Origin of the sequence: Paraburkholderia sp. BR10872 (assembly GCF_040965835.1) — a bacterium.
Lineage (GTDB): Bacteria > Pseudomonadota > Gammaproteobacteria > Burkholderiales > Burkholderiaceae > Paraburkholderia > Paraburkholderia nodosa_A.
Genome location: NZ_JBFRCN010000033.1, coordinates 1 through 24,499 on the forward strand (window position 1 = coordinate 1; position 24,499 = coordinate 24,499).

Sequence of the window (24,499 nt, forward strand, 5' to 3'; positions counted from 1 at the left end):
TCAGCGTTCGTGACGACCGGCATATGCAGATACGCGGGCGTCGGCACGCCAAGACACTGCTGGAGCCAGATTTGCCGCGCCGTCGAGTCGAGCAGGTCCGCGCCGCGCACCACGTGTGTGATGCGCTGGTCGGCGTCGTCCACGACGACGGCGAGCTGGTAGGCCCACTGGCCGTCCGCGCGCAGCAGCACGAAATCACCGACTTCGGTCGCGAGGTTCTGGTGCTGCGGGCCTTGCCAGCGATCGTCGAAGCGGATCAGTGCGGGATTGGCGGCTGCGCCCGCAGGTTCGTCAACAGCGTCTTCGTCAGGCACGCGCAGCCGCCACGCGCGGGCGGGCTTGCCGTGCAGGCCGTCGCGGCAGGTGCCCGGATAGATCAGCGTGGTGTTGCGCTGATGCGCGCGCAGTTGCGAATCGGCGATTTCCTTGCGCGTGCAGCCGCACGGATAGACGTCGCCGGAGGCGATCAGCCGGTCGAGCGCCGCGCGGTAAAGACCGGTGCGGCGGCTCTGCCATTCGGGCGGCTCGTCGGCGTGAAAGCCGAAGGCCACAAGCGTCGCGAGAATGTCCTCGGCTGCGCCCGGCACGGTGCGCGGGCCGTCGATGTCCTCCACGCGCACGAGCCAGGCGCCGCCGTGCGCCCGCGCGTCGAGCCAGCTCGCGAGCGCCGAAACGAGCGAGCCGAAATGCAGCGGGCCAGTGGGCGAGGGCGCGAAGCGCCCGCGATACCCTTCTTGGGGTGTTGCGCTCACGCGCGTGGCTTAAGCGGCAGCCTGAGCCGCTGCATCCGTCGCGCCCGCGCGCTCCGGATGGCACGCCGGGCAACTCTTGCCCACCACGTAGAGCGGCGAAGCCTGCTCTTGCGGCGTCACGACGGCACGGCACGCGAAGCACTGCACGGTGTCTGTCGGTTCGAGCTGCGGATTGAGCGCGGTGCGCTGGTCGAACACGAAGCAGTCGCCGTTGTAGTGCGCGCCGCCCACTTCCTCGAAGTACTTGAGAATGCCGCCTTCGAGCTGGTACACGTGCTCGATGCCCACTTCCTTCATGTGGATGGCCGCCTTTTCGCAGCGAATACCGCCCGTGCAGAAGGACACGACCGTCTTGCCTTCGAGGTCGGCGCGGTTCGCCTCGATCACGCCGGGGAATTCGCTGAACTTGTCGATGCGGTAGTCGAGCGCCTTGTCGAACGTGCCGACGTCGATTTCGAACGCGTTGCGCGTGTCGAGCATGACGACGGGGCGGCCTTCGTCGTCGAAGCCGCGGTCGAGCCACTCCTTGAGCACGAGGGGCGCCACCGAAGGCGCGCGGCCTTCCTCGGGACGGATCGCGGGCTTCTTCATCGTGATGATTTCGCGCTTCAGGCGCACGAGCATGCGGTTGAAGGGCCGCGTTTCCGAGAGGCTTTCCTTGAACCGCAGCGTCGCGAACTTGCCCTCGAAGAGCGGATCGTGATTGATGTAGTCCATGAAGGCGCGCACGTTGCCTTCATCGCCGGCAACGAACAGGTTGATGCCTTCCGGCGCGAGCAGGATCGTGCCCCGCAAATCGAGCGATTGGCAGCGCTCGAGCACGAGCGGACGCCACTCGGCGGTCTTGTCGAGCGTGGCGAACTGGTAAGCGGAGAGATTGAGGATACGCATGGTGCAACTGGAAAAGCGCCATTAAAAAAGCGCGTGAAACCGGAGCCGGGCGCGCGTGCTTGCCTGTCAACGTCGGGTCCTGACTGCGTCCCCCGAAAACGGGAATTGGGGCAGAGCGCGCGGCGGGCGCAATCCGCTATTATCCCTCAATCGCGCCTCGCGCCGCCTGCGGCGTAGTCGACACGCCGCGCGGCGCCCCCGCGCCCGCGGCAAGGTCCAGGCCAGACTGGCCGATGTCACTTGCCCATGCGAGCGTGCGCCGAAAATCGCGTGCCCCTGAAGGTACAATGACGGCCATGTCAGATCCCCGCTTCGTCCATCTCCGCGTCCACTCCGAATTCTCGATTGCCGACGGCATCGTGCGCCTCGACGACCTCGTCAAGGCGGCGGCCAGGGACGGCCAGGGCGCGCTCGCGCTCACCGACCTCGGCAACGCATTCGGCCTCGTCCGTTTTTACACCGAAGCCCGTGGCAAAGGGGTCAAACCCATCGCCGGCTGCGACGTCTGGATCACTAATCACGACGACCGCGACAAGCCGTCGCGCCTCCTGCTGCTGGTGAAGAACAAGCGCGGCTACCTGAATCTGTGCGAGCTGCTTTCCAAGGCGTGGCTCACGAACCAGTATCGCGGCCGCGCGGAAGTCGACGTCGCCTGGCTCGAAGAGGGACTCGGCGAGGGCCTGCTCGCGATCTCGGGTGCGCAACAGGGCGACGTGGGTCTCGCGCTCGCGGCGGGCAATGCGGAAAGTGCGAAGCGCCATGCGCAGCGCTGGGCGAAGCTGTTTCCGAACGCGTATTACATCGAGTTGCAGCGCTGCGGCCAGCCCGGCGGCGAGCAGTATGTCGAGCAGGCGGTGGCGCTCGCGTCGCAACTGAAGCTGCCGGTAGTCGCCACGCACCCCATGCAGTTCATGACCGACGAGGAATACACCGCGCACGAAGCGCGCGTGTGCATCTCGGAGGGCGACATCCTCGCGAATCCGCGCCGCCAGAAGCGCTTCACGACCGATCAGCGGTTTCGCACGCAGGAAGAAATGGTCGCGCTGTTCGCGGACATTCCTTCGGCAATCGCGAACACCATCGAAATCGCCAGACGCTGCAATCTGACGCTCGAACTCGGCAAGCCGAAGCTGCCGCTGTTCCCGACGCCCGACGGCCTCTCGCTCGACGACTATCTCGTGCAGCTTTCGCGGGAAGGTCTCGAAAAGCGCCTCGTGCAGCTGTATCCGAACGAGGCCGAACGCGAGCAGGAGCGCGCGCGCTACAACGAGCGGCTCGAATTCGAGTGCGGGACCATCATCAAGATGGGCTTCCCGGGCTACTTCCTGATCGTTGCGGACTTCATCAACTGGGCGAAGAACAACGGCGTGCCGGTGGGGCCGGGCCGGGGTTCGGGCGCGGGCTCGCTGGTCGCCTACGCGCTCGGCATTACCGATCTCGATCCGCTGCGCTACAACCTGCTGTTCGAGCGCTTCCTGAATCCGGAACGCGTGTCGATGCCCGACTTCGACATCGACTTCTGCCAGCACGGGCGCGACCGCGTCATTCAGTACGTGAAGGAGAAGTACGGCGCGGATGCCGTCTCGCAGATCGCCACCTTCGGCACCATGGCCGCGAAGGCCGCGGTGCGCGACATCGGCCGCGTGCTTGATCTGGGCTACAACTTCACCGACGGCGTCGCGAAGCTGATTCCGTTCAAGCCGGGCAAGCACGTCACCATCGCCGACGCGATGAAGGAAGAGCCGCTCCTGCAGGAGCGCTACGACAACGAAGACGAAGTGCACCAGCTGCTCGACCTCGCGCAGCTCGTGGAGGGTCTCACGCGTAACGTGGGCATGCACGCGGGCGGCGTGCTGATCGCGCCGGGCAAGCTCACCGACTTTTGCCCGCTCTACACGCAGGGTGACGAAAGCGGCGTCGTGAGCCAGTACGACAAGGACGACGTGGAAGCCGTCGGCCTCGTGAAGTTCGACTTTCTGGGCCTGACCACGCTCACGATTCTCGACTGGGCCGAGCGCTATATCCGCATGCTCGATCCGTCGAAGAAGGACTGGTCGCTCGCCCAGGTGCCGCTCGACGACGCGCCGTCGTTCCAGATCCTCAAGAAAGCGAATACGGTCGCCGTGTTCCAGCTGGAAAGCCGCGGCATGCAGGGCATGCTCAAGGACGCGCAGCCCGACCGCTTCGAGGACATCATCGCGCTCGTGGCGTTGTATCGTCCGGGCCCGATGGACCTGATCCCGAGCTTCTGCGCGCGTAAGCACGGCCGCGAAGTGGTGGAGTACCCCGATCCGCGTGTCGAACCTGTTCTGAAAGAGACCTACGGCATCATGGTCTACCAGGAGCAGGTGATGCAGATGGCGCAGATCATCGGCGGCTACTCGCTCGGCGGCGCGGACTTGCTGCGTCGCGCGATGGGCAAGAAGAAGCCCGAGGAAATGGCCAAGCACCGCGAGATTTTCGCGGAAGGCGCGGCGAAGAACGGCCTCACGCGCGAGAAGGCGGACGAGACCTTCGACTTGATGGAGAAGTTCGCGGGCTACGGCTTCAACAAGTCGCACGCGGCCGCTTACGCGCTCCTCGCTTATCACACGGCGTGGCTCAAGGCGCACCATCCTGCCGAATTCATGGCAGCGAATATGTCGCTCGCCATGGACGACACCGACAAGGTGAAGATCCTCTTCGAGGATTGCCTGACCAACAAGATGGTCGTGCTGCCGCCGGACGTGAACGCCTCGGCGTACCGCTTCGAGCCGGTGGCCGACGCCAGCGTGGCCGAAGGCAAGCGCTCGCGCACGATCCGCTACGGTCTCGGCGCGATCAAGGGCAGCGGCCAGAACGCCATCGAAGAAATCTTGCGCGCGCGTGAAGAGGGCGGTCCGTTCAAGGACCTGTTCGACTTCTGCGAGCGCATCGACCGTCGTCTCGTCAATCGCCGCACCATCGAAGCGATGATCCGCGCCGGCGCGTTCGACACGATTCACGCGAACCGCGCACAGTTGCTCGCGTCCGTGCCGATGGCGATGGAAGCCGCCGACCAGGCGAGCGCCAACGCCATGCAGGCCGGCCTCTTCGACATGGGCGATGCACCGCTCGCCGCGCACGAACTGGTGGACGAGCCGGCGTGGGGCGAGAAGCGCAAGCTTCAGGAAGAGAAGGCGGCGCTGGGTTTCTACCTCTCGGGCCATCTGTTCGACGCCTACAAGGACGAAGTGCGCCGCTTCGTGCGCCAGAAGATCGGCGAGCTCAAGGAAGGGCGCGACAAGCTGATCGCGGGTGTGATCGCTTCGTTGCGCACGCAAATGACCCAGCGCGGCAAGATGCTGATCGCGCTGCTCGACGACGGCACCGGGCAGTGCGAAGTGACGGTGTTCAACGAGCAGTTCGAGGCGCACAAGGCGCTCTTCAAGGAAGACGAGTTGCTCGTCGTGCAGGGCGGGGCGCGCAATGACGCGTTCACGGGCGGTATTCGCTTCACCGTGGACACCGTGATGGATCTCGAGCGCGCGCGCAGCCGCTACGCGCAAGCCGTGAAGCTGCAGATGAACGGCAATGCCAATGCCGGCGCGCTGCGCACGGTGCTTGAAGCCTATCGCGCGAAGCCCGACGACTCGCTGCCGGCGCCTGCCGCGGAAACGCGTGGCCGCGGCGGCTTCGGGCGCGATCGCGGCGAGCGCGCGCATGCGGTCATTCCGAACGGGCTCGCGGTGCAGATCGCCTATCGCAACGATCGGGCGGAAGGCGAAGTGCGTCTGGGCGACGCCTGGCGCGTGAAACCTACCGACGACCTGCTCGCCGCGCTGCGTGGCGAGTTCGCGGGTAGCGAAATCGAGATTGTTTACTGACGGGATCGGACGGTATGGCGGTCTTCACCGCTGCCATGCCGCGCCGTGGTTCTGCGAAACGCGCGTCGTTCAGCTCGCGAGTTCGGCCAGACCGCGTTCGGCGCGCACGGTGCCGTCCGCGACACGCACCTTGACCCTTGCTTCGTTGGAGCTGGCCTGCGCGCGCGCTTGCTCGCGGTGCCACAGGTGGAAGATTTCCGTGGCATAGGCGCCGAGCTTGCGGTGCACGCCGCCATTGGCGAGCCGGGCCACGAAATCGGCGTCCTCGTGCCCCCAGCCGGTGAAGCTGGTGTCGAATCCGTTCACACGCTCGATGTCGCTGCGCCAGGCGCTCATGTTGCAGCCCTTGATGCCGCGCCACTTGAACTGCTCGATCACGCGCCACTTGCGATCGGGCAGCTTGACGAAGAGGGGCGCGATCTTGTTGACGTGGCCAGCGAGGCGTTGCTGAACCCAGAAGCCGAAGCCCCTATCCGCAAGCGGAATCGTCTGTGCGATCACCTGTTGCGTGAGCGTTTCGTCGAGCAGGATGCGGCTGCCGGTGATGATGGCGCGCTCACTCGCGAGTTGCCGATGGCGCGCAACGAAATCGTGCTGCGCGACGCAGTCGCCGTCGAGAAAGATCAAGTAATCGCCGCGGGCCTGCACGATGCCCTTGTTGCGGATTTCGGCGAGGCGAAAGCCGTCGTCCGGGTGCCACACGTGCGCCATGCGCACCGGACTCGACGCCGCACAGCGCTCCACGGTTGCGCGGGTCGCATTGGCCGAGCCGTCGTCGGCGACGATGATTTCGTAGCGCGTGTCGGACTGCGCGCTCAAGCTGGCCAGTACCCGTTCGAGCGCATCGGGCCGGTTGTAGGTGCTGACGATCACCGAAATCAGCATGTCGCGACGCGCGTTCATCGGCTCTCCGGCGCGGCGTCGCGGGCTTTTGCCGCCGCGGACTGCTGTGTCTCGAGGAGCATGAGCTTCAGGTAGCGGTAGTAGGTGCCTTCCGCGTTGGAGATCGCCAGCACGAAGCCCATCTTGCCGTCGAGAAAGCCGCGTTGAATGATCCAGCTGCGCACGAAGGACCAGAAGCCGTGCAGCAGCGCCTTGCGCAGGCCGCCGCGCTTGCCGCGCGCCGCGCCCTGGGTCGCGCCGTAGGTCGAATAGCTGTCGATTTTGCCGAGCACTTCGGAGAAGTCGCGGAAGCTGTAGTGAATCAGCGCCTGAGTGAGCGTGCCGACGCGCGCGTCGGGCGCGGCGATCACGCGTTCGTGCACGAGATCGTTCGAGAAGCGCGCCGCGTCGCGGCGAAAGAGCCGCGTCACATAGTCGGGCGACCAGCCGGAATGGCGGATCCACTTGCCGCAGTAGTTCGATTGGCGAGGCACGCGGAACAGGTCGGCGCCGTTCGACTTCACGCTTGCGAGAATTTCGTCGCGAAGCTGGGGGGAGACGCGTTCGTCGGCGTCGAGCGAGAGAATCCACGGGCCGCGGGCCGCGTCGAGCGCGCGCTGTTTTTGCGGGCCGAAACCGGGCCAGTCGGTTTCGACGACCGTCGCGCCGAACTCGCGGCAGATGCCCTGGGTGCCGTCCGTGCTGCCCGAATCGAGCACGACGATTTCGTCGACCCAGCCGTGCACGGAAGCAAGGCAGTCCCGAATATCGTGTGCTTCGTTTTTGACGATGACGATGACACTGATCGCATCGGGTTTGGCGCTGTCGTTCATCGGCGCTGGCTCGCGATGGCTGGTAGAAGGTGGAGAGGGTGGGAAGGCCGGCTGGAGCCGGCCTCACGTTCGGAGAGCGCTTCGCATAGACGCTTGCTGCGCGCGCGTTCGTGCCCCGAAGCCGAATCGCTGAGTATATACAAAAACGCCGGCGACGACGAAACCGCCCCGGCGCCAGGCCCGTCCGGACGGATACATCGCCTCCTGGGCCGAACGTTTACAATGGCGTACCTGTTTGCCAGGGGGCGGGCAGATTACCCGCATTTTTTTCGAGGAAATTTTGGGCGAGAGATCAACCTTGAGCAAGCCGATCGGCTCCGACACCAAGTCGTCGCCGGTCGTGATTGGCCGGCGGCTGTGGCCGTATGTAAAGCCGCTTATGTGGGTGCTCCTCGCAGGCGTGATCGCGATGGCCGTGGTGGCCGCCACCGAAGCCGGCATTCCCGCGCTGCTCAAGCCGCTGCTCGATCACGGCTTCGGCACGCGCGGCGCTCCGCAAGCGAAGTGGCTGGTGCCCGTCGCGGTCATCGGGCTGGCGCTCGTTCGCGGCCTCGCCCAATACGCGTCCGGTTACCTGCTGCAGTACGTGTCGAACCGCGTGCTGCTCGCGCTGCGCCTGAAAATGTTCGAACGCATGATTCACGCGAGCGTCGGCTTCTTTCAGCGCGAAACCGCGAGCACGGTCATCAATGCGATCGTGTTCGAGGTCAACCAGATTCTCGGCGTGCTGCTCGGCGTGCTGGTCACGCTCGTGCGCGACTCGCTCACGGTGATCTTCCTGCTCGGCTACCTGTTCTACCTGAACTGGCGGCTCACGTTGATCGTCGCGGTGCTGCTGCCGGCGATCGGCTGGCTCGTCAGCAAGATCAACCGGCGTTTGCGCCGACTGAACCGCGAGCATCAGATGCTCACGAACGACCTGTCCTATATCGTCGAGGAGACGGTGGGCGGCTACAAGGTCGTCAAGGTTCACAACGGCGAGACCTACGAAAAGGAACGCTTCGGCGAAATGAGCCGCCGCCTGCGCGGCTACCAGATGCGCATGACGGTGTCGGGCGGGCTCGCGCAGCCGCTCACGCAGTTCCTCGCTTCGATCGCGCTGGCGATCGTCATCACCATTGCCGTTGTGCAGGCCTCGAACGACCAGACGACGGTCGGCGGCTTCGTGGCGTTCGTCACGTCGATGCTGCTCGTGATCTCGCCGCTCAAGCACCTGATCGACGTGAATCAGCCGCTGCAGCGCGGCATGACCGCGGCCGAGCTGATCTTCGGGCTGATCGACGAGCCGCCCGAGCCCGCGGGCGGCGGCTTGCCGCTCGAACGCGCGCGCGGCGAAGTGGAGTTCCGCGACGTCTCGTTTGCCTATGGCGAGAGCCATCGCGTGACGCTCGACCATGTGTCGTTCCGCATCAATCCCGGCGAAATGGTGGCGCTCGCCGGCCCGTCCGGCAGCGGCAAGACCACGCTCGTGAATCTGTTGCCGCGCTTTTTCGATCCGAGCGGCGGCCAGGTGATGGTCGACGGCGTGTCGATCGCCGATTACGACGTGCATGCGCTGCGCAACCAGATCGCGATGGTCAGCCAGGACGTGGTGCTGTTCAACGACACGGTTGCGAATAACGTCGCCTATGGCCAGACGGCCGACCGCGAGCGCGTGGAGCGCGCGCTACGCGCCGCGAACCTGTGGGAAACGATCTCGGCGCTGCCCGAAGGCATGGACACGCTGATCGGCGATAACGGCATGAAGTTCTCGGGCGGCCAGCGCCAGCGTCTGGCGATCGCCCGTGCGATCTACAAGGATGCGCCGATCCTGATTCTCGACGAGGCGACCTCGGCACTCGATTCGGAGTCGGAGCGCCACGTGCAGGCGGCGCTGGAAACGCTGATGCGCGGGCGCACGACGCTCGTGATCGCACACCGCCTGTCGACGATCGAGCGCGCGAACCGCATCCTCGTGATGGATGGCGGCCATATCGTCGAATCGGGCACGCACCAGCAGCTGCTCGAGAAGGGCGGCATGTACGCGCACCTGCACAAGATCCAGTATCAGCAGAGCGCTGCCTGAGTCTTCCGGGCGATGACGCGGCGCGCGCGTTCAGGCGCGCCGCGGTCATGAAGGCGCGCCGGCGTGGGCCTGAGCCGTTACGTTTGGAGTGATCAGGCCGCCGCGGACGCCGTAGCGGGCGCGTGAGCGGCGAGTTGGCGCAGCACCGCGCCGACGACTTGCGCGGGCGGGATGGTGTCCACGTTGCCGCTGCCCTGCAGACCGATGGACCGGCAGGCTTCGGTCAAACGCAGCGCGGGCGGCTCTTGATCCCTGAACAGCGAGACGCTGGGCGTTTGCGTGGTGTGGGCGACGTGCATCAGGCCGCCGTCCGCGCCCACGAACAGTTCGGCGTGCGCCACGATCTCGCGTGCCTGAAGGAACGCGAGCTTGCCGGTCAACGAGCGGATATGTACGCCAGCGGGCGCGCTCGCACACAACTGCTCCGCGATCTGCGTGCCGTTGTCGGAGCCGAGCACGACGATTTCCTTCGCGGCGCCGGCGGTGTCGTACTTGTTCAGCAATTCGACGACTTCGGGCCAGCGGTTGTAGGTGCGATCGGGGTCCACGCCGCCCGCCGCGATCGCGATGAACGGACGCGCCGGCAGGAGGCCGCGCACCGACTCGCGCGTTGCCGGCTCGCTGGCGAGATAGGGCTTGCTGATCGCGGCGAGCGTGTCGGCGTCGTGGCCGAGCGAGAACACGTCGTTGACGCTCGCGAAGCTGAAGCAGGTCTGGTTGCGGTCGGGGCCGTTGAAGTAACGGAACAGGCCCGCGTAGGGCAGCTTCGCGAAGTGCCGGGTCTTGATGCGAATCGACGGCAGGTTGTATTCGGAGAGCAGGATCGCGTCGTAGCAGCTCGCATCGACCTCGTCCGGGTCACCGTAGACCTTGCCGAACACGTCGTCTTCGCTGAAAAGCGACACCAGCGACGGCAGCGCGAGCAGATCGATGCGCATGCCGAGGCCCTTGAGCAGGGCGCGGCCGGCCATGTCCATCGTCGCGTCGCCGAAGTTGCGTTTGGCGTAGACCCACAGGATGCGCTGCGAAGGGTCCAGATGCGCCTGTTCGAGGCGCAACTGGCCGTGCGCCCTCAGAAGAAATTGCTTGTGCAGGTATTTCTTCGCGATCTTGATGCGGCTGGTGCTGCGAAGAAACGGCTCCGGCTCGTAAGGCACGCCCCGGTAGGGGATCGTGCAGGACCGGGAAACTGCCCGATCGAGCCAGCTTGCCGGCGAAACCCACGAAGTGTTTGAGTTGGTCTGCTGAAACACGGGCCTACTTGATCTTCAAGATAACCTCTTATTATCACACGATAGCAGCTCGTGCGCTTGACGAAGAATCAGGGACGGCTTAATGGGCGGCCACCGCGGGGTACGAACTCCCGCGGCAGTTCGGGCAAGAAGAATGTATGCGTACAATATCGCGTTTCTCGTCATGCTTCGCACCCAAAAGCCGCGTAGTCAGGACGTCATGAGAGAACCCATTTCTTCAGGCTTGCGTGCTGGCCGTTCTGGCGGCGAGCACGAAATGCATGCATGTCAAATCTGACCCTTTCTAGGGCAAACCTTCATGTTCAGTATTCTGATCCCGACCTGGAATAACCTGCCGTATCTCAAGATGTGCGTCGACAGCATCCGGCGCCATTCTTCGTTCGAGCACGAGATTCTCGTGCACGTCAACGACGGCAGCGACGGCACGCTCGACTGGGTCCGTGAGCAGGGTATTCGCCATACGTGGAGCAAGGGGAACGTGGGCGTATGCCTCGCCGTGAACGACGTGGCGCGCCTCGCGACGACCGGGTGGATCCTGTTCATGAACGACGACATGTTCTGCACGCCCGGTTGGGATACGGCCTTCGTCGACGCATTGCGCGAAATCGGCCCGGCGCCTGCCTATCTCGCCTCGCAGATCATCGAGCCGACCGACACCGGCAACGGCCTCGTGACGGTCGCCCACTTCGGCACGGGACCTGCCGACTTCAACGAGGCGGGGCTGCTCGAATTCGCCGCGAAGATGAACACAGTGGACCGCAACGGCATCGCGCTGCAGCCGACGCTCGTGAGCCGCGAACTTTGGCTGCGCGTGGGTGGCTATAGCATCGAGTTCGGGCCGGGCATGAGCAGCGACGACGACTTCCTGATGAAGCTCTGGCTGGTCGGCTGCCGCACGTTCCGCTCGGTCGGCGCGAGCCGCATCTACCATTTCGGCTGCCGGACGACGGGACGCATTCGCCGCAACCGCGGCGGCCGCGAATTCCTCCTGAAGTGGGGCGTGACGCAGCGCGACTTCAAGTACAACTACATGGCCCGCACGGCCGAGGCCGCGCCGGGCACGCTTGCGAACGTCCCGCGTCCCAACTTCGTGAGCCGCCTAAAGCGGGTGATCTACGCGTTCGGCCTTTATCCGACTCAGGATCTCGAAGCGTGGGAGCCCGATCTGCCCGCGCAGCTCCAGCACACCGCTTCGTTGACTGAAAACGCCACGCCGCCCCAGTAATCGCGCCAACGCCGACGGCGCCCTTCGGCGCCGGATCGCGCGGACTTTGCCTCGAATTGGAACAGTGCCTTAGGATTCTAGGGGTTAACCCTAGGGATTCGTGAGCATACGATGTGTACATCGGTCGCATGCACACACAGTCGCACGTCGACCGCCAATCCAACTGGAGGTCGTTTCCATGAAGTCCCTGATTCAAGCCGTTGCCGTCGCCACCGTTCTTGCCGCTGCCGCTCTGCCCACCGCTTCGTTCGCGCAGTCGCACTCGACCATCACGCGCGCCCAGGTGCGCGCCGAACTCGTGCAGCTCCAGCAGGTGGGCTACCGCGTCGGTGACGGTGACAACGCCCATTACCCCGAAGCCATCCAGGCCGCCCAGGCGAAGGTCGCAGCGTTGAATGGCGCAAACAGCAGCTACGGCGGCGTGGCGAACGCCTCGCAAGCGGGCGGCCGCGCCACGGTTTCGCCTGAAGACTGGAACGCGATGTACTCGCGCTAAGCCATCGCGGCGCGCGCGCCTTTTATGAAATCCGCGAAGGGGAAGGGTATACGTCAGACAGTGCGAGGCGCTTCGGCTTCGCTGTCCGCAGGTTCTGCGGCGTAGGACGTTTCCTCCAGCCGCGCGAGCAGCGTGCGGGCTTGCGCGAGCGTGTCGCCCGTCATCGGCTGGAACGCGAAGTGCAGCGATTTTTCGAGCTTCGCGAAGTTGCGCCGCGTGCTGCGTGTATAGGCGGGATCGTAGTGCTGCGCGACGAGCGCCTCGTAAAGCTCCGCCCGTCGATCTTCGTCGAGCAGCTTGCACCACGATTCGATACGCTCGCGCCCGTGCAGCGGCGTGAGCTTGTCCAGTTGCTCGCGGAAATACGTACGTTCGTCGAACAAATGTCCGTACTCCTCGAGCAGCAAGTCGATACGTTCTTTACGCGCGACGTCGAGTACGACACAAGGCGCGGCATGCAGACGTTCGACGAGCGCGGGCGGCAGCGTGATGACGCCGATGCGCCGGCTCTCGGCCTCGACGAACACGGGCCGCGTGGCGTCGAAACCGCGCAGCGTCTGCACGAGCGCCGTATCGAACGACTTCTGCGATGGCTGCGCCCGCTGGGGCAGCGCACCCAGCAACGAGCCGCGATGCGCGGCGAGCCCTTCGAGATCGAGCATCTGCGCGTTCGCTTGTCCCAGCGCCTTCAACAGGCGCGTCTTGCCGCTGCCGGTCGGGCCGGCCACCACGATATAGCGAAAGCCTTCAGGCAGTGTGCCAAGCGCTTCCACGACCGTATGCCGGTACGCCTTGTATCCGCCATCCAGCTGACGCGCGCGCCAGCCGATCATGTTGAACCACGCCGTCATCGAGCCGGAACGCTTGCCGCCGCGCCAGCAATAGATGAGCGGGCGCCAGTTGCGCGGACGGTCGGCGAACAACGTGTCGAGATGCATGCCGATATTGCGCGCCACCATGGCCGCGCCCACGCGCGTCGCCTCGAAGGGCGAGTCCTTGTACATGGTCCCGACGATCACGCGCTCCTCGTTGCTGAGCACGGGTGCGTTGATCGCGCCGGGAATGTGGTCCTCGGCAAATTCGAGCGGCGTTCTTACATCGACGATCTCGTCGAATTCGCCGATCTGTTCAATGGTGACGCGCTGGTGATTCAACTGCGATGCTCCGGTGATGCCTGCCACGGCGTCGCGCTACATGAGCACGATGTCGTATTGTTCCTGACTCAAATTCGACTCCACCTGCAGCGAAACCGGCTTGCCGATGAAGTCGATCAACATGGCGAGATGCTGCGACTCTTCCTCGAGAAAGAGGTCGATCACCTGCTGTGAAGCGACCACGCGAAACTCGCGCGGATTGAACTGGCGCGACTCGCGCAGAATTTCACGCAGCACGTCATAGCAAACGGTGCGCGCGGTCTTCACCTGGCCTTTGCCGAGGCAAGTCGGGCAAGGCTCGCACAGCACATGCGCAAGCGATTCGCGCGTGCGCTTGCGCGTCATCTCCACGAGTCCCAACTGCGAGAAGCCGTTCACGGTCACGCGCGTGCGGTCGCGCGAAAGCGCCTTCTTCAGCTCGCCGAGCACCTGGTCGCGATGCTCGATGTTCTCCATGTCGATGAAATCGATGATGATCACGCCGCCCAGATTGCGCAGACGCAATTGCCGCGCGATCGTATGCGCCGCTTCGAGATTCGTCTTGAAGATCGTGTCGTCGAAGTTGCGCGCACCGACGTAGCCGCCCGTGTTCACGTCGATGGTCGTCATCGCCTCGGTCTGGTCGATCACGAGGTAGCCGCCGGACTTGAGGTCCACGCGGCGCGAGAGCGCGCGCTGGATTTCGGCTTCGATGTTGTAGAGATCGAAGAGCGGCCGCTCGCCCGAGTAGTGATGCAGCTTCGGCAGCACGGCTGGCGTGAATTCGGTGGCGAACTCGGTGAGCTTCTGGAACGTTTCGCGCGAATCGACCTGAATGCGCGAGGTCTCGTCGTTCACGAAGTCGCGCAGCACGCGCTGCGCGAGATTCAGGTCTTGATACAGCAGGCTCGTGGCGGGCAGGCGCTGCGCCTGGGCGAGTATCGTCGCCCACGTCTTGCGCAGATACGCGACGTCCGCCGCAAGCTCTTCGCTCGTGGCGTCTTCGGCGATGGTGCGCACGATATAGCCGCCTTTTTCGTCGGCGGGCAGCACGGCCGTAAGGCGCGCGCGCACCGCTTCGCGCTCGGCCTCGCTCTCGATCTTCTGCGAGATGCCGATGTGCGGTTCCTGCGGCAAATAGACCAGCGTGCGCCCCGCAATGCTCACCTGCGTGGAAAGCCGCGCGCCCTTCGTGCCGATCGGATCCTTCACGACCTGCACCATGAGCGTTTGCCCTTCGAACACCGTCTTTTCGATGGGCTGATGATGCACCGGCGCATGCGCTTCGCCGGCAATGCGCGGATGCCAGATATCGGCCACATGAAGGAACGCGGCGCGCTCGAGACCGATGTCGATGAACGCGGACTGCATTCCCGGCAGCACGCGCACGACCTTGCCGAGATAGACGTTGCCGACGCGCCCGCGCGACAGCGTGCGCTCGACGTGAAGCTCCTGTACTGCGCCTTGCTGGACCAATGCGACGCGCGTCTCCTGGGGCGTGACGTTGATCAGGATTTCTTCGTTCATGATTTGTTCTAGAAGTCGATGCCCGCGGCGCGCAGGAGGGCGGCCGTTTCGAATAGTGGCAAACCCATGATACCCGAATAGGACCCGTCGATTCGCTCGACGAATTCCGCCGCGCGGCCCTGTATGCCGTACGCGCCGGCCTTGCCGAACGGCTCGCCGCTCGCCACGTAGCGCGCGATCGCGGCGGGCAGCGCCGGGGCGAAGCGCACGTGCGAGCGCGAGACCGCGACGGGCAGGCACACCCCTTCGGCGTTGACCACGGCCACCGCCGTGAGCACTTCGTGCTCGCGTCCGGCGAGGCGCTCGAGCATCGCATACGCTTCGGCTGCATCGTGCGGCTTGCCGAGAATATGGCCGTCGATGGAGACCGTGGTGTCGGCGGTCAGAATCGGCGCGTGCTTGTGCGAGCCTGCGACGAGGCGCGCGCGGGCGGCGTCGGCCTTGGCGGCGCACACGCGCTCGACATAAACGGCGGCTTGCTCGCCGGGCAGCGCGATTTCGAGCGCTTCGGCGTCTTCGTCGGGGCGCGGCAGCAGCAGTTCGAAGCGCACGCCGAGCTGCTGCAGCAGCTCCTGGCGGCGCGGGCTCTGCGAGGCGAGATAGACGAACGGATAGGGCGCGTTGGTGGGCATCGGAGCGTCTTTGTCGTTACGGACTTCGGGTTGACGTGCGCGGCCGCCATGTCGGGCGCAAGCGGGGCTCGAGCGGGGGGGCGCAAGCGGGGCGCCGGCGCACGACGAGAGGCGGCGCGGGCGCACTGTAAACCTGCATCACACGCGATGATAGGGGTGATTCTGCGTGATGGTCCACGCGCGGTAAAGCTGCTCGGCGAGCAGCACGCGCACCATCGCATGCGGCAGCGTGAGGGAGGACAGGCGCAGGAGCGTGTCGGCGCGCGACTTGAGTTCGGGGTCGAGGCCGTCCGCGCCGCCGATCAGGAACGCCACGTCGCGGCCGTCCTGCTGCCACAGCGGCAGCGTCTTGGCGAGCTGCATCGTGGTCCAGTCGCGGCCGTGTTCGTCGAGCGCGACGATGCGCGCGTTCTTCGGCAGCGCGGCCTCGATGCGCGTGCGCTCGGCCGCCATGACGCTCTCGGCCGAGCGGCCCGACGAACGCTGCTCGGGCTTCACCTCGCGCAGCTCGATGCGCAGCTCCGGCGGCATGCGCTTCGTATATTCCTCGAAGCCCGCGGCGATCCAGTCCGGCATCTTGTGGCCGACGGCGACGATATGCAGTTTCATCGTGCGGGTCGATGGTCGTTCGCGAACGCGCCGCGCTTACTTCGCGGTTTTACGCGCGGCGCTCTTGCGCGCGGGCTTCTTCACGGCCGGCGCGGCTTCTTCGTCTTCGTCCTCGCCGTCCATCGGCTCGCTCGGGCGTGCGCCCACGAAGCCCGTGCTGGCGGCGAGCTTCACGCGCACCGGCTTGTCGCCCCAGATTTCCTCGAGGTTGTAGTACTGGCGCAGCGCGGGCTGGAGGATGTGGACGACCGCGTCGCCGCAATCCACGAGCACCCATTCGCCGATGTCCTCGCCTTCCGTGCTGATGATGTCGCCGCCGGCTTCCTTGACCTTCTCGCGCACGCTGTTGGCGAGCGCCTTGGTCTGGCGGTTCGAGGTGCCGCTCGCAACGACCACGCGGTCGAACAGCTCGGTCAGATGGCTCGTGTTGAAGACGCGGATGTCTTGCGCCTTGACGTCTTCGAGACCGTCGACGATGGCGCGTTGAAGTTTGCGGATGTCCATAGTTACCCGTGATGCAGATAGAGATGATGTTGAAGGATATAGTCCCACACGGCCGCCGGAAGCTTGTCGGCGGCGGTGCCGCGACGTTGCCCGCTTGCCACGCAGGCGGGCAGGTCGCGCCGGATTTCGGTCGCCGAAACGTCGAGCGCGAGCGTGTCGTCGACCAGCAGGTGGCCGTACGGCGTGGTCGCAAGCGCGGCGGCGCTTGCGCGGCGAGCGGTGGCTTCACGCGCGACTTCGGGCGGCAGCGCCGCGAAGTCTTCGTCAAAGCCGAAGCCGGGGCGGCTCGCCACGGCCAGATGCGCGAGCGAGAAAAGCTCGCGCCATTCGTGCCACGAATCGAGGTGCAGCAGTTGATCGGCGCCCATTAACAGCGTGAGCGCCGCTTTCGCGTTGCTCGCGTTGCCGTCGACGTCGCGTCGCGCACGCCAGCGGCGCAGCGTTTCCACTGTGTAGGTCGGGCCGTTGTGCTCGATTTCGTCGGCATCCACTGTCACCGTCACGCCCGGCAGCGCGAGCGAGGCAGTTGCGGCACGCGTCATGGCGAGCCGAGGCTGCGCCGCGGTAACACCCGGCTTTTGCCACGGTTGTCCGGCGGGCAGCAGGATCAGCTCGTTCAGGCCCAGCACGCGCGCAAAGTGGCGCGCGAGCGCGAGGTGGCCCTCGTGGATCGGATCGAACGTGCCGCCGAGCAGCCCGACGCGCCGTTCGAGCGCGTTGGGCGGGACGGTGAAAGCGTGCGTCACGGCGTCAGACCCAGTCGCGCACGGGCAGGAAGTCGCTGTAGAGGCGCGCTTCCGGCGTGCCCGGCTGCGGCTGCCAGTCGTAGCGCCAGGTGGCGCCCGGCGGCATCGACATCAGGATCGATTCGGTGCGGCCGCCGCTTTGCAAGCCGAAATGCGTGCCGCGGTCCCAGACCAGATTGAATTCGACGTAGCGACCGCGCCGGTACGCCTGGAATTCGCGTTCGGCTTCGCCGTAGGGCGTTGCGCGGCGCTTTTCGATGATCGGCAGATACGCCTTCAGGAAACCGTCGCCCACGCTCCTGAGCATGGCGAACGCCTCGTCGAAGCCGCCAGTGGCGTAATCGTCGAAGAAAATACCGCCCACGCCGCGCGCTTCGTTGCGGTGCTTCAGGAAAAAGTACTCGTCGCACCAGCGCTTGAAGCGCGGGTACAGGTCCTCGCCATAGGGCGCGAGCGCGTCGCGGCACACGCCGTGGAAGTGCTGCGCGTCTTCCTCGAAGCCATAAAAAGGCGTGAGGTCCATGCCGCCGCCGAACCAGAATACCGGCGCCTCGCCCGCCTTGGTGGCGAGCAGCATGCGCACATTCATGTGCACGGTCGGGCAATACGGATTGCGCGGATGCAGCACGAGCGAAACACCCATCGCCTCGAAGCCGCGGCCATTCAGTTCGGGGCGCGCCGCCGTTGCCGAGGGCGGCAAGGCGTCGCCGGAAACGTCGGAAAAGCCGATGCCCCCGCGCTCGAAGAACTCGCCGCCTTCGATGATGCGCGTGCAACCGCCGCCGCGGAGCTTCTCGCCGGGGCCGCGTTGCCAGTTGTCGGTGGCGAACGGCTTGCCGTCGAAGGCGCCGAGCGTGTCGGCGATCTGCGTCTGCAGGCCGGCCAGCCAGGCGCGGACGGCGGCGCTGTCGGGGTAGGCGCGGTTAGGGGTGTCGGTCATCGATGAAATGGGGACGGCAGCGCTCGGGCGCTGGAATCGGTTCTTCGTCGGGTTATGCGTTGGGTTACTCGGATAGGCCGCCCGGCGCGGCCTGACAGCGGCAGTGTAGCGCCGATCGGCGCGACGTCCGGCGCTAACGGCGGACGCGCGGGCTGCCGGGCTGCGCGCACTTCGGACTGCTGCGCGGAGGTTGGCTTTTCGGCGCGCGAACCGGCCAGACAAAAAAGCCGTGAGCGCGCCGTTGCGCGGCGGCGCATGGCCGTTCTCTTCCTTTGGGGCCGCATCGAAGCGGGCGGCCCCGGCAAAGCGCTGCGCTTACTGCTTGCGCCCAGCGGCGCGATAGCCGATGTCGTTGCGATACTGCATGCCGTCGAACGAGATGCGGTTCACGGTCTCGTACGCCACGTTCTGCGCGCTGCGCACCGAATCGGCGAGACCCACCACGCACAGCACACGGCCGCCCGAGGTCACGAGCTTGCCGTCCACCATCTGCGTGCCCGCATGGAACGTCACCGAATCGTCGGTTTCGGCGGGGATCTCGCTGATGCGGTCGCCCTTGCGCGGCGTTTCCGGATAGTTGTGCGCGGCGAGCACGACGCCAAGTGCCGTGCGGCGGTCCCAGTCGAGCTCGACCTGGTTGAGCGTGCCGGCGATGGCGTGCTCCACGACCTTCGAGAAGTCGCCCTTCAGGCGCGCCATGATCGGCTGCGTCTCGGGGTCGCCCATGCGGCAGTTGAATTCGAGCGTCTTCGGGTTGCCCTGCGCGTCGATCATCAGACCGGCGTAGAGGAAGCCCGTGTAGCGGATGCCTTCCTTCTCCATGCCCGCCACGGTCGGCAGGATGATTTCGCGCATCACGCGTGCGTGCAGCTGCGGCGTGACGATCGGTGCGGGCGAGTAGGCGCCCATGCCGCCCGTGTTCGGGCCCTGGTCGCCATCTTGCAGGCGCTTGTGGTCCTGGCTCGAGGCGAGCGCGAGTACGTGCTTGCCGTCCACCATGACGATGAAGCTCGCTTCCTCGCCCGTCAGGAATTCCTCGATCACCACGCGCGCGCCGGCGTCGCCGAGCTTGTTGTCGGCGAGCATCATGTCGATGGCCTGGTGCGCTTCTTCCAGCGACATCGCCACGACCACGCCCTTGCCGGCAGCCAGGCCGTCGGCCTTGATGACGATGGGCGCGCCGTTCTTCTCGACGTAGGCGTGCGCCGCCGCGGCGTCCGAGAAGGTCTCGTAGGCCGCCGTCGGGATGTTGTGGCGTTTCATGAACGCCTTGGCGAAGTCCTTCGAGCTTTCGAGCTGCGCGGCTTCCTTCGACGGGCCGAACACCTTCAGGCCGCGCTGGCGGAACACGTTGACGATGCCCGCGGCGAGCGGCGCTTCGGGGCCGACCACCGTGAGGGCGACGCCTTCGCGCTCGGCGAAATCGGCGAGCTCGTGGATATCCGTGATGTCGACGTTGGCGAGCCGCTCGTCCTGCGCGGTGCCGCCGTTACCGGGTGCGACGTAGACGAGCTGCACGCGCGGCGACTGCGCGAGCTTCCACGCCAGCGCATGTTCGCGGCCGCCAGAACCGACGACGAGTAACTTCATGAGAATCCCCGAAAGACCAAGACCAGAAACAGTTGCGGCCGGCGCGCAGTGCGCCGGCCGTGAAAATCGCAAGCAGGAGGCGGGGCCGAACCAGACCTCGACGCGGCCTCCCGCGCCGACGCCTTATTCCTCGGCGATCGACGCGTTCGTGTACACATCCTGGACGTCGTCCAGGTTTTCGAGAGCGTCGAGCAGCTTTTGCATCTTCACGGCGTCGTCGCCCGTGAATTCGACCTCGTTCTGCGGCTTCATGGTGACTTCGGCCATTTCGGCCTTGAAGCCCGCGGCTTCGAGCGCGGTCTTCACCTTCGTGAAGTCGAACGGCGGGCAGACCACTTCGATCGAGCCGTCGTCGTTCGTCACGACGTCGTCGGCGCCCGCTTCGAGCGCGGCGTTCATGAGCTCGTCTTCGGGCGTGCCCGGCGCGAACACGAACTGGCCGACGTGATCGAACATGAACGCAACCGAGCCGTCCGTGCCCATGTTGCCGCCGAACTTCGAGAACGCGTGGCGCACTTCCGCGACCGTGCGGGTGCGGTTGTCGGTCATCGTGTCGACGATGACGGCCGCGCCGCCGATGCCGTAGCCTTCGTAGCGGATTTCCTCGTAGTTCGCGCCATCGACACCGCCCACACCGCGCTGGATGGCGCGGTTGATGTTGTCCTTGGGCATGTTGGCGTCGTACGCCTTGTCGACGGCCAGACGCAGGCGCGGGTTCGTGTCGGCATCGCCGCCGCCCATGCGCGCCGCGACCTGGATTTCCTTGATGAGCCGCGTCCAGACCTTGCCGCGCTTCGCGTCAGCAGCAGCCTTCTTGTGCTTGATGTTGGCCCATTTCGAATGACCCGCCATACCTTTCTCCGTCTCACGCGCCATGCGCGTGCAGTGTGCAATGTGCTGTTGTCGTTGCGATGTTCCCGGGTGCGGCCTTCGCGCGTCGTTCGCGCGGCGCGCGTGAATGTTGCGCGTGCCTCGCACGTCACGGCCGCGCAGCACGATGTGCCGGCAGGATGGGACGCAGCGCCCGTTCAGGTGGATCTGAATTTTATCACGCCGGGACCGTCCGGCTTCGCCTGCCTACGTAACGTAACGCCAGACGATTGCCGGTTACGCCGGCCGCAGAGGGTGCTAAGGGGGCGGGATCGGGTGCGCCCGGCCAAGGCGGGGTAGGGGGAGAGGGCGGCCCGTTTTCGCCGGCCGCCCCTGAGCAAGCTTGGCGCAGCTGTTAGTTTTTCGTGCCGAAGAGCCGGTCGCCGGCGTCACCCAGGCCCGGGATGATGTAGGCGTGCTCGTTCAGATGCGAATCGAGCGACGCCACGTAGAGCTTCACGTCCGGGTGGGCCTTCTGGAACACGTCGACGCCCTCGGGCGCGGCCACCAGCGCGAGGAACAGGATGCGCTCGCCGGGCACGCCGCGGCGCTTGAGCACGTCGATGGCGTGCGCCGCCGAGTAGCCCGTCGCGACCATCGGATCGCAGAGGATGAAGGTGCGGTCTTCGAGGTCGGGCAGGCGCACGAGGTACTCGACCGGGCGATGGTCGTCGGCGCGGTACACGCCGATATGGCCGACGCGCGCAGAGGGCACCAGCTCGAGCAGGCCGTCGGACATGCCCACGCCCGCGCGCAGCACCGGCACGATGGCGAGCTTCTTGCCCGCGATCACCGGCGCATCGATTTCGACGAGCGGTGTCTTCACGCGGCGCGGCGCGACCGGCAGGTCGCGCGTGATTTCATAGCCCATCAGCAGCGTGATCTCGCGCAGCAACTCGCGGAACGTGCGCGTGGACGTGTCCTTGTCGCGCATATGCGTGAGCTTGTGCTGGATCAGCGGGTGATCGAGGATGAAGAGATTCGGGAAACGGCTGTCCTGTTTCATGGCGGGGCGTACGAGGCTGCGAGGGAATCGGGGAATCGGTCGTGCCGTTGCCGCGCGAGCCCGAAGCGCACGCCCGGGTTGCGCGGTGGCGGCGAGCACGGGCCGCCGCGCGGCAAGCGCTCAAGGCTTGCGAGGGCGCCGGGCCGCGCTACAGGCGCAAGTATACCGGTAAGCATGCGCGCACCGGCGCGCGCATGGCGCGTTGCGACGCGCCTTCGCTCACGGGTTGCCGGGCCGCGCGCCATCGGCCTTCCACGCGTCGCGCCCGATTCTTCTAGAATCCCAAAAAGGTCGCAGGGCGGGACGGAGCAAGGCTTGGCCGTATCCGCCCTGTCACAGGACGGTCATCCACGCAAAAGGACACGAAAACGATGGACATGGGCATCGCAGGACGCAACGCGCTGGTGTGCGCGGCCAGCAAGGGACTTGGGCGCGGCTGTGCCGAGGCGCTCGCCGCCGAAGGCGTCAACGTGACGATCGTCGCGCGCACCGCGCAGACGCTGGAAGAAACCGCCGCGCAGATCCGCAAGAGCACGGGCGTGGACGTCAAGGCGGTGGCCTGCGACATCACGACCGAAGCGGGCCGCGCCGCCGCGCTCGCGGCGTGTCCGTCGCCGGATATCCTGGTGAACAACGCGGGCGGGCCGCCGCCGGGCGACTTCCGCAAGTACACCCACGAGGCGTGGATCGCGGCGCTCGAAGCGAACATGCTCACGCCGATCGCGCTGATCCAGTCGACCATCGACGCCATGATCGCGCGCGGGTTCGGGCGCATCGTCAACATCACGAGCTCGTCGGTGAAGGCCCCGATCGACGTGCTCGGCCTCTCGAACGGCGCGCGCTCGGGCCTGACGGGCTTCGTCGCGGGCGTGGCGCGCCAGGTCGCGGCCACGGGCGTCACGATCAACAACCTGCTGCCGGGCGCGTTCGACACCGACCGCATCCAGGCCACCATCGTCGCGCAGGCGAAGGCGAGCCAGATTTCGGAAGAGGAAGCGCGAGCGCGCCGCATGAAGGCGATTCCGGCCGGACGTTTCGGCACGCCCGAGGAATTCGGCCGCGCCTGTGCGTTCCTGTGCAGCGTGCACGCGGGCTATATCACCGGGCAGAACTGGCTGATCGACGGCGGGGCTTATCCGGGCACCTACTGATATCGAGTCAGCGTTGGGCAGCAGCGGCGCCTTTGGCGCCGCATCACGACACGCATCACGACTATTACGCACGCAAACCACACGTCAAGGAGAGTTACGCCATGCCAACCCGCGTCGCACTGATCGCGCACGACCACAAGAAGGATGACATCGTCAAACTGGCGACCGAATACGTCGATACGCTGCGTCACTGCGAGATCGTCGCGACCGGCACGACCGGCTCGCGCATCGAGGCCGCGACGGGCGTGAACGTCGAGCGCATGCTCTCGGGCCCGCACGGCGGCGACCTGCAGATCGGTGCGCGGCTCGCGGAAGGCAACGTCGACATCGTGATCTTCCTGCGCGACCCGATGACCCCGCAGCCGCACGAACCCGACATCAACGCGCTCGTGCGCGCATGCGACGTGCACGACGTGCCGTGCGCAACCAACATCTCGACGGCGCGCATGCTGCTCGACGTGCTCACGCTGCGCCAGAAGAACGCGGTCTGACGCGCGCGCCGCGGAGCCCGATTTCAGGAAACCAGCCAGGACAACACCAAGGAGACGTGATGACCAAGGCAATCCGATACGACAAGACCGGTGGCCCCGAAGTGATGAAGTGGGTCGATGTCGACGTGGGCGAGCCGGGCGAGGGCGAGGTGCGCTTGCACCAGACCGCCTGCGGCCTCAATTACATCGACGTGTATTTCCGCACCGGGCTGTACCCGCAGCCGCTGCCGGCAGGCCTCGGCATGGAAGCGGCCGGCGAGGTGACGGCGGTGGGCAGTGGCGTGAGCGCGCTGAAAGTGGGCGATCGCGTGGCTTACGTCGCGCGTCCGCCGGGTGCCTATGCCCAGGAGCGCGTGCTGCGTGCCGACCAGGTGATCAAGCTGCCCGACGCGATCAGCGACGAAGCGGCGGCCTCGATCATGCTGCAGGGCCTCACCGCGCAATACCTGCTGCGTCGCACGTATCGCGTGAAGGCTGGCGACACCATCCTCATCCAGGCTGCGGCGGGCGGCGTGGGCCTGCTCGTGTGCCAGTGGGCGAAGGCGCTGGGCGCGACCGTGATCGGCACCGTGGGCTCGGACGAGAAGGCCGCGATTGCGAAGGCGCACGGCTGCGATCATCCGATCGTCTACACGCGCGAGGACTTCACGGCGCGCGTGCGTGAGATCACGAACGGTGCGGGTGTGCCCGTGGTGTACGACTCGATCGGCAAGGACACCTACACGAAGTCGCTCGACTGTCTTGCGCCGCTCGGCATGTTCGTGAGCTTCGGCAATGCATCGGGGCCGCTGCCGCCGCTCGATTCGTCGGAGTTCGCCGGGCGCGGCTCGCTCTTCTTCACGCGCCCGACGCTCTTCACGTATATCGCGAAGCGCGCCGACTACGAGGCGATGGCCGCCGAACTGTTCGACGTGGTGTCCTCGGGCAAGGTCAAGACGTCGATCAACCAGCGCTACGCGCTCAAGGACGTCGGGCAGGCCCACGCCGGTCTCGAAGCGCGCAAGACTACCGGTTCGACCGTGCTGATTCCGTGACATGACCATTGATGCACTGCTGCG

Annotated in this window: 22 protein-coding genes; 7 read left to right on the plus strand and 15 right to left on the minus strand. The window is 65.9% G+C overall.

Annotation, left to right across the window (positions count from 1 at the left end):
• Together gluQRS and AB4Y43_RS23880 are read right to left on the minus strand one after the other, a co-directional pair.
• Positions 1-752: tRNA glutamyl-Q(34) synthetase GluQRS (gene gluQRS, locus AB4Y43_RS23875; protein ID WP_368728939.1), on the minus strand; the 752-nt coding region annotated here is incomplete at its 3' end.
• Positions 753-761: 9 nt separating this feature from the next.
• Positions 762-1,643, minus strand: coding sequence for a sulfurtransferase (locus tag AB4Y43_RS23880; protein WP_069265343.1), 882 nt, complete (start codon positions 1,641-1,643; stop codon positions 762-764).
• A gap of 287 nt (positions 1,644-1,930) precedes the next feature.
• Here AB4Y43_RS23880 and dnaE point away from each other — a divergent pair, with 287 nt between their 5' ends.
• Positions 1,931-5,488 carry a DNA polymerase III subunit alpha gene (gene dnaE / locus AB4Y43_RS23885; RefSeq protein ID WP_069265342.1) on the plus strand — a complete coding sequence of 1,186 codons (3,558 nt, stop codon included), beginning with the start codon at positions 1,931-1,933 and terminating at the stop codon, positions 5,486-5,488.
• A gap of 69 nt (positions 5,489-5,557) precedes the next feature.
• Here the strand turns inward: dnaE and AB4Y43_RS23890 are convergent, their stop codons facing one another.
• On the minus strand, positions 5,558-6,391 hold the full coding sequence (locus tag AB4Y43_RS23890; RefSeq protein WP_368606728.1) for a glycosyltransferase family 2 protein: 834 nt from the start codon (positions 6,389-6,391) through the stop codon (positions 5,558-5,560).
• Positions 6,388-7,203: a glycosyltransferase family 2 protein gene (locus AB4Y43_RS23895; protein WP_368606729.1), complete on the minus strand. Its 816-nt coding sequence runs from the start codon at positions 7,201-7,203 to the stop codon at positions 6,388-6,390. Before AB4Y43_RS23895 ends, AB4Y43_RS23890 begins: the two co-directional genes overlap by 4 nt.
• 280 nt (positions 7,204-7,483) lie before the next feature.
• Here AB4Y43_RS23895 and msbA point away from each other — a divergent pair, with 280 nt between their 5' ends.
• Positions 7,484-9,268, plus strand: a complete 1,785-nt coding sequence (gene msbA, locus AB4Y43_RS23900) for a lipid A export permease/ATP-binding protein MsbA (RefSeq protein WP_368728940.1) — start codon at positions 7,484-7,486, stop codon at positions 9,266-9,268.
• Between the two features lie 92 nt (positions 9,269-9,360).
• Here msbA and AB4Y43_RS23905 read toward each other — a convergent pair whose 3' ends face one another.
• Positions 9,361-10,425, minus strand: coding sequence for a glycosyltransferase family 9 protein (locus AB4Y43_RS23905; RefSeq protein WP_368728941.1), 1,065 nt, complete (start codon positions 10,423-10,425; stop codon positions 9,361-9,363).
• Between the two features lie 394 nt (positions 10,426-10,819).
• Between AB4Y43_RS23905 and AB4Y43_RS23910 the strand changes: the two genes are divergently transcribed.
• Together AB4Y43_RS23910 and AB4Y43_RS23915 are read left to right on the plus strand one after the other, a co-directional pair.
• Positions 10,820-11,746, plus strand: coding sequence for a glycosyltransferase family 2 protein (locus AB4Y43_RS23910; protein WP_368617009.1), 927 nt, complete (start codon positions 10,820-10,822; stop codon positions 11,744-11,746).
• A gap of 178 nt (positions 11,747-11,924) precedes the next feature.
• Positions 11,925-12,242, plus strand: a complete 318-nt coding sequence (locus tag AB4Y43_RS23915) for a DUF4148 domain-containing protein (RefSeq protein WP_069265337.1) — start codon at positions 11,925-11,927, stop codon at positions 12,240-12,242.
• 53 nt (positions 12,243-12,295) lie between these two features.
• Here the strand turns inward: AB4Y43_RS23915 and mnmH are convergent, their stop codons facing one another.
• From mnmH to upp, 10 genes are all read right to left on the minus strand, one after another.
• Positions 12,296-13,396 (minus strand): tRNA 2-selenouridine(34) synthase MnmH, encoded by a 1,101-nt coding sequence (gene mnmH / locus AB4Y43_RS23920; protein WP_368728942.1) that lies wholly within the window; start codon positions 13,394-13,396, stop codon positions 12,296-12,298.
• Between the two features lie 36 nt (positions 13,397-13,432).
• Complete coding sequence (gene rng / locus AB4Y43_RS23925; RefSeq protein WP_069265316.1) at positions 13,433-14,902, minus strand: ribonuclease G; 1,470 nt, start codon at positions 14,900-14,902, stop codon at positions 13,433-13,435.
• Between the two features lie 8 nt (positions 14,903-14,910).
• A complete protein-coding gene (locus AB4Y43_RS23930; protein WP_368728943.1) occupies positions 14,911-15,534 on the minus strand; it encodes a nucleoside triphosphate pyrophosphatase in 624 nt (207 codons plus the stop codon).
• Positions 15,535-15,672: 138 nt separating this feature from the next.
• Entirely contained in the window at positions 15,673-16,143 is a 471-nt protein-coding gene (gene rlmH, locus AB4Y43_RS23935) for a 23S rRNA (pseudouridine(1915)-N(3))-methyltransferase RlmH (protein WP_069265314.1), read from the minus strand.
• Positions 16,144-16,179: 36 nt separating this feature from the next.
• Complete coding sequence (gene rsfS, locus AB4Y43_RS23940; RefSeq protein WP_069265313.1) at positions 16,180-16,647, minus strand: ribosome silencing factor; 468 nt, start codon at positions 16,645-16,647, stop codon at positions 16,180-16,182.
• A gap of 2 nt (positions 16,648-16,649) precedes the next feature.
• Positions 16,650-17,393 (minus strand): nicotinate-nucleotide adenylyltransferase, encoded by a 744-nt coding sequence (locus AB4Y43_RS23945; RefSeq protein WP_368728944.1) that lies wholly within the window; start codon positions 17,391-17,393, stop codon positions 16,650-16,652.
• A gap of 4 nt (positions 17,394-17,397) precedes the next feature.
• Complete coding sequence (gene hemF, locus AB4Y43_RS23950) at positions 17,398-18,333, minus strand: oxygen-dependent coproporphyrinogen oxidase (RefSeq protein ID WP_368610235.1); 936 nt, start codon at positions 18,331-18,333, stop codon at positions 17,398-17,400.
• Between the two features lie 315 nt (positions 18,334-18,648).
• Complete coding sequence (gene purD, locus AB4Y43_RS23955; RefSeq protein WP_368683897.1) at positions 18,649-19,923, minus strand: phosphoribosylamine--glycine ligase; 1,275 nt, start codon at positions 19,921-19,923, stop codon at positions 18,649-18,651.
• A 123-nt stretch (positions 19,924-20,046) separates the two neighbouring features.
• The gene (locus AB4Y43_RS23960; RefSeq protein ID WP_069265309.1) at positions 20,047-20,775 is read right to left on the minus strand and encodes a YebC/PmpR family DNA-binding transcriptional regulator; all 729 of its coding nucleotides are present in this window, start codon (positions 20,773-20,775) and stop codon (positions 20,047-20,049) included.
• Positions 20,776-21,148: 373 nt separating this feature from the next.
• Positions 21,149-21,799, minus strand: a complete 651-nt coding sequence (gene upp, locus AB4Y43_RS23965; protein WP_368683896.1) for a uracil phosphoribosyltransferase — start codon at positions 21,797-21,799, stop codon at positions 21,149-21,151.
• Positions 21,800-22,170: 371 nt separating this feature from the next.
• Between upp and AB4Y43_RS23970 the strand changes: the two genes are divergently transcribed.
• The 3 genes from AB4Y43_RS23970 (at position 22,171) to AB4Y43_RS23980 (ending at position 24,475) form a co-directional block, all read left to right on the plus strand.
• Positions 22,171-22,950, plus strand: coding sequence for an SDR family oxidoreductase (locus tag AB4Y43_RS23970; RefSeq protein ID WP_069265307.1), 780 nt, complete (start codon positions 22,171-22,173; stop codon positions 22,948-22,950).
• A gap of 101 nt (positions 22,951-23,051) precedes the next feature.
• On the plus strand, positions 23,052-23,441 hold the full coding sequence (locus tag AB4Y43_RS23975) for a methylglyoxal synthase (protein WP_069265494.1): 390 nt from the start codon (positions 23,052-23,054) through the stop codon (positions 23,439-23,441).
• A gap of 59 nt (positions 23,442-23,500) precedes the next feature.
• Complete coding sequence (locus AB4Y43_RS23980; protein WP_368728945.1) at positions 23,501-24,475, plus strand: quinone oxidoreductase; 975 nt, start codon at positions 23,501-23,503, stop codon at positions 24,473-24,475.
• The last annotated feature ends 24 nt before the right edge of the window (positions 24,476-24,499 follow it).

What these genes read in the sequence shown, in the direction of transcription:
- AB4Y43_RS23880 (WP_069265343.1), bottom strand. Translation starts at nt 1,643, where the DNA reads ATGCGTATCCTCAATCTCTCCGCTTACCAGTTCGCCACGCTCGACAAG.
- dnaE (WP_069265342.1), top strand. Translation starts at nt 1,931, where the DNA reads ATGACGGCCATGTCAGATCCCCGCTTCGTCCATCTCCGCGTCCACTCC.
- AB4Y43_RS23890 (WP_368606728.1), bottom strand. Translation starts at nt 6,391, where the DNA reads ATGAACGCGCGTCGCGACATGCTGATTTCGGTGATCGTCAGCACCTAC.
- AB4Y43_RS23895 (WP_368606729.1), bottom strand. Translation starts at nt 7,203, where the DNA reads ATGAACGACAGCGCCAAACCCGATGCGATCAGTGTCATCGTCATCGTC.
- AB4Y43_RS23910 (WP_368617009.1), top strand. Translation starts at nt 10,820, where the DNA reads ATGTTCAGTATTCTGATCCCGACCTGGAATAACCTGCCGTATCTCAAG.
- AB4Y43_RS23915 (WP_069265337.1), top strand. Translation starts at nt 11,925, where the DNA reads ATGAAGTCCCTGATTCAAGCCGTTGCCGTCGCCACCGTTCTTGCCGCT.
- rng (WP_069265316.1), bottom strand. Translation starts at nt 14,902, where the DNA reads ATGAACGAAGAAATCCTGATCAACGTCACGCCCCAGGAGACGCGCGTC.
- AB4Y43_RS23930 (WP_368728943.1), bottom strand. Translation starts at nt 15,534, where the DNA reads ATGCCCACCAACGCGCCCTATCCGTTCGTCTATCTCGCCTCGCAGAGC.
- rlmH (WP_069265314.1), bottom strand. Translation starts at nt 16,143, where the DNA reads ATGAAACTGCATATCGTCGCCGTCGGCCACAAGATGCCGGACTGGATC.
- rsfS (WP_069265313.1), bottom strand. Translation starts at nt 16,647, where the DNA reads ATGGACATCCGCAAACTTCAACGCGCCATCGTCGACGGTCTCGAAGAC.
- hemF (WP_368610235.1), bottom strand. Translation starts at nt 18,333, where the DNA reads ATGACCGACACCCCTAACCGCGCCTACCCCGACAGCGCCGCCGTCCGC.
- purD (WP_368683897.1), bottom strand. Translation starts at nt 19,923, where the DNA reads ATGAAGTTACTCGTCGTCGGTTCTGGCGGCCGCGAACATGCGCTGGCG.
- AB4Y43_RS23960 (WP_069265309.1), bottom strand. Translation starts at nt 20,775, where the DNA reads ATGGCGGGTCATTCGAAATGGGCCAACATCAAGCACAAGAAGGCTGCT.
- upp (WP_368683896.1), bottom strand. Translation starts at nt 21,799, where the DNA reads ATGAAACAGGACAGCCGTTTCCCGAATCTCTTCATCCTCGATCACCCG.
- AB4Y43_RS23970 (WP_069265307.1), top strand. Translation starts at nt 22,171, where the DNA reads ATGGACATGGGCATCGCAGGACGCAACGCGCTGGTGTGCGCGGCCAGC.
- AB4Y43_RS23975 (WP_069265494.1), top strand. Translation starts at nt 23,052, where the DNA reads ATGCCAACCCGCGTCGCACTGATCGCGCACGACCACAAGAAGGATGAC.
- AB4Y43_RS23980 (WP_368728945.1), top strand. Translation starts at nt 23,501, where the DNA reads ATGACCAAGGCAATCCGATACGACAAGACCGGTGGCCCCGAAGTGATG.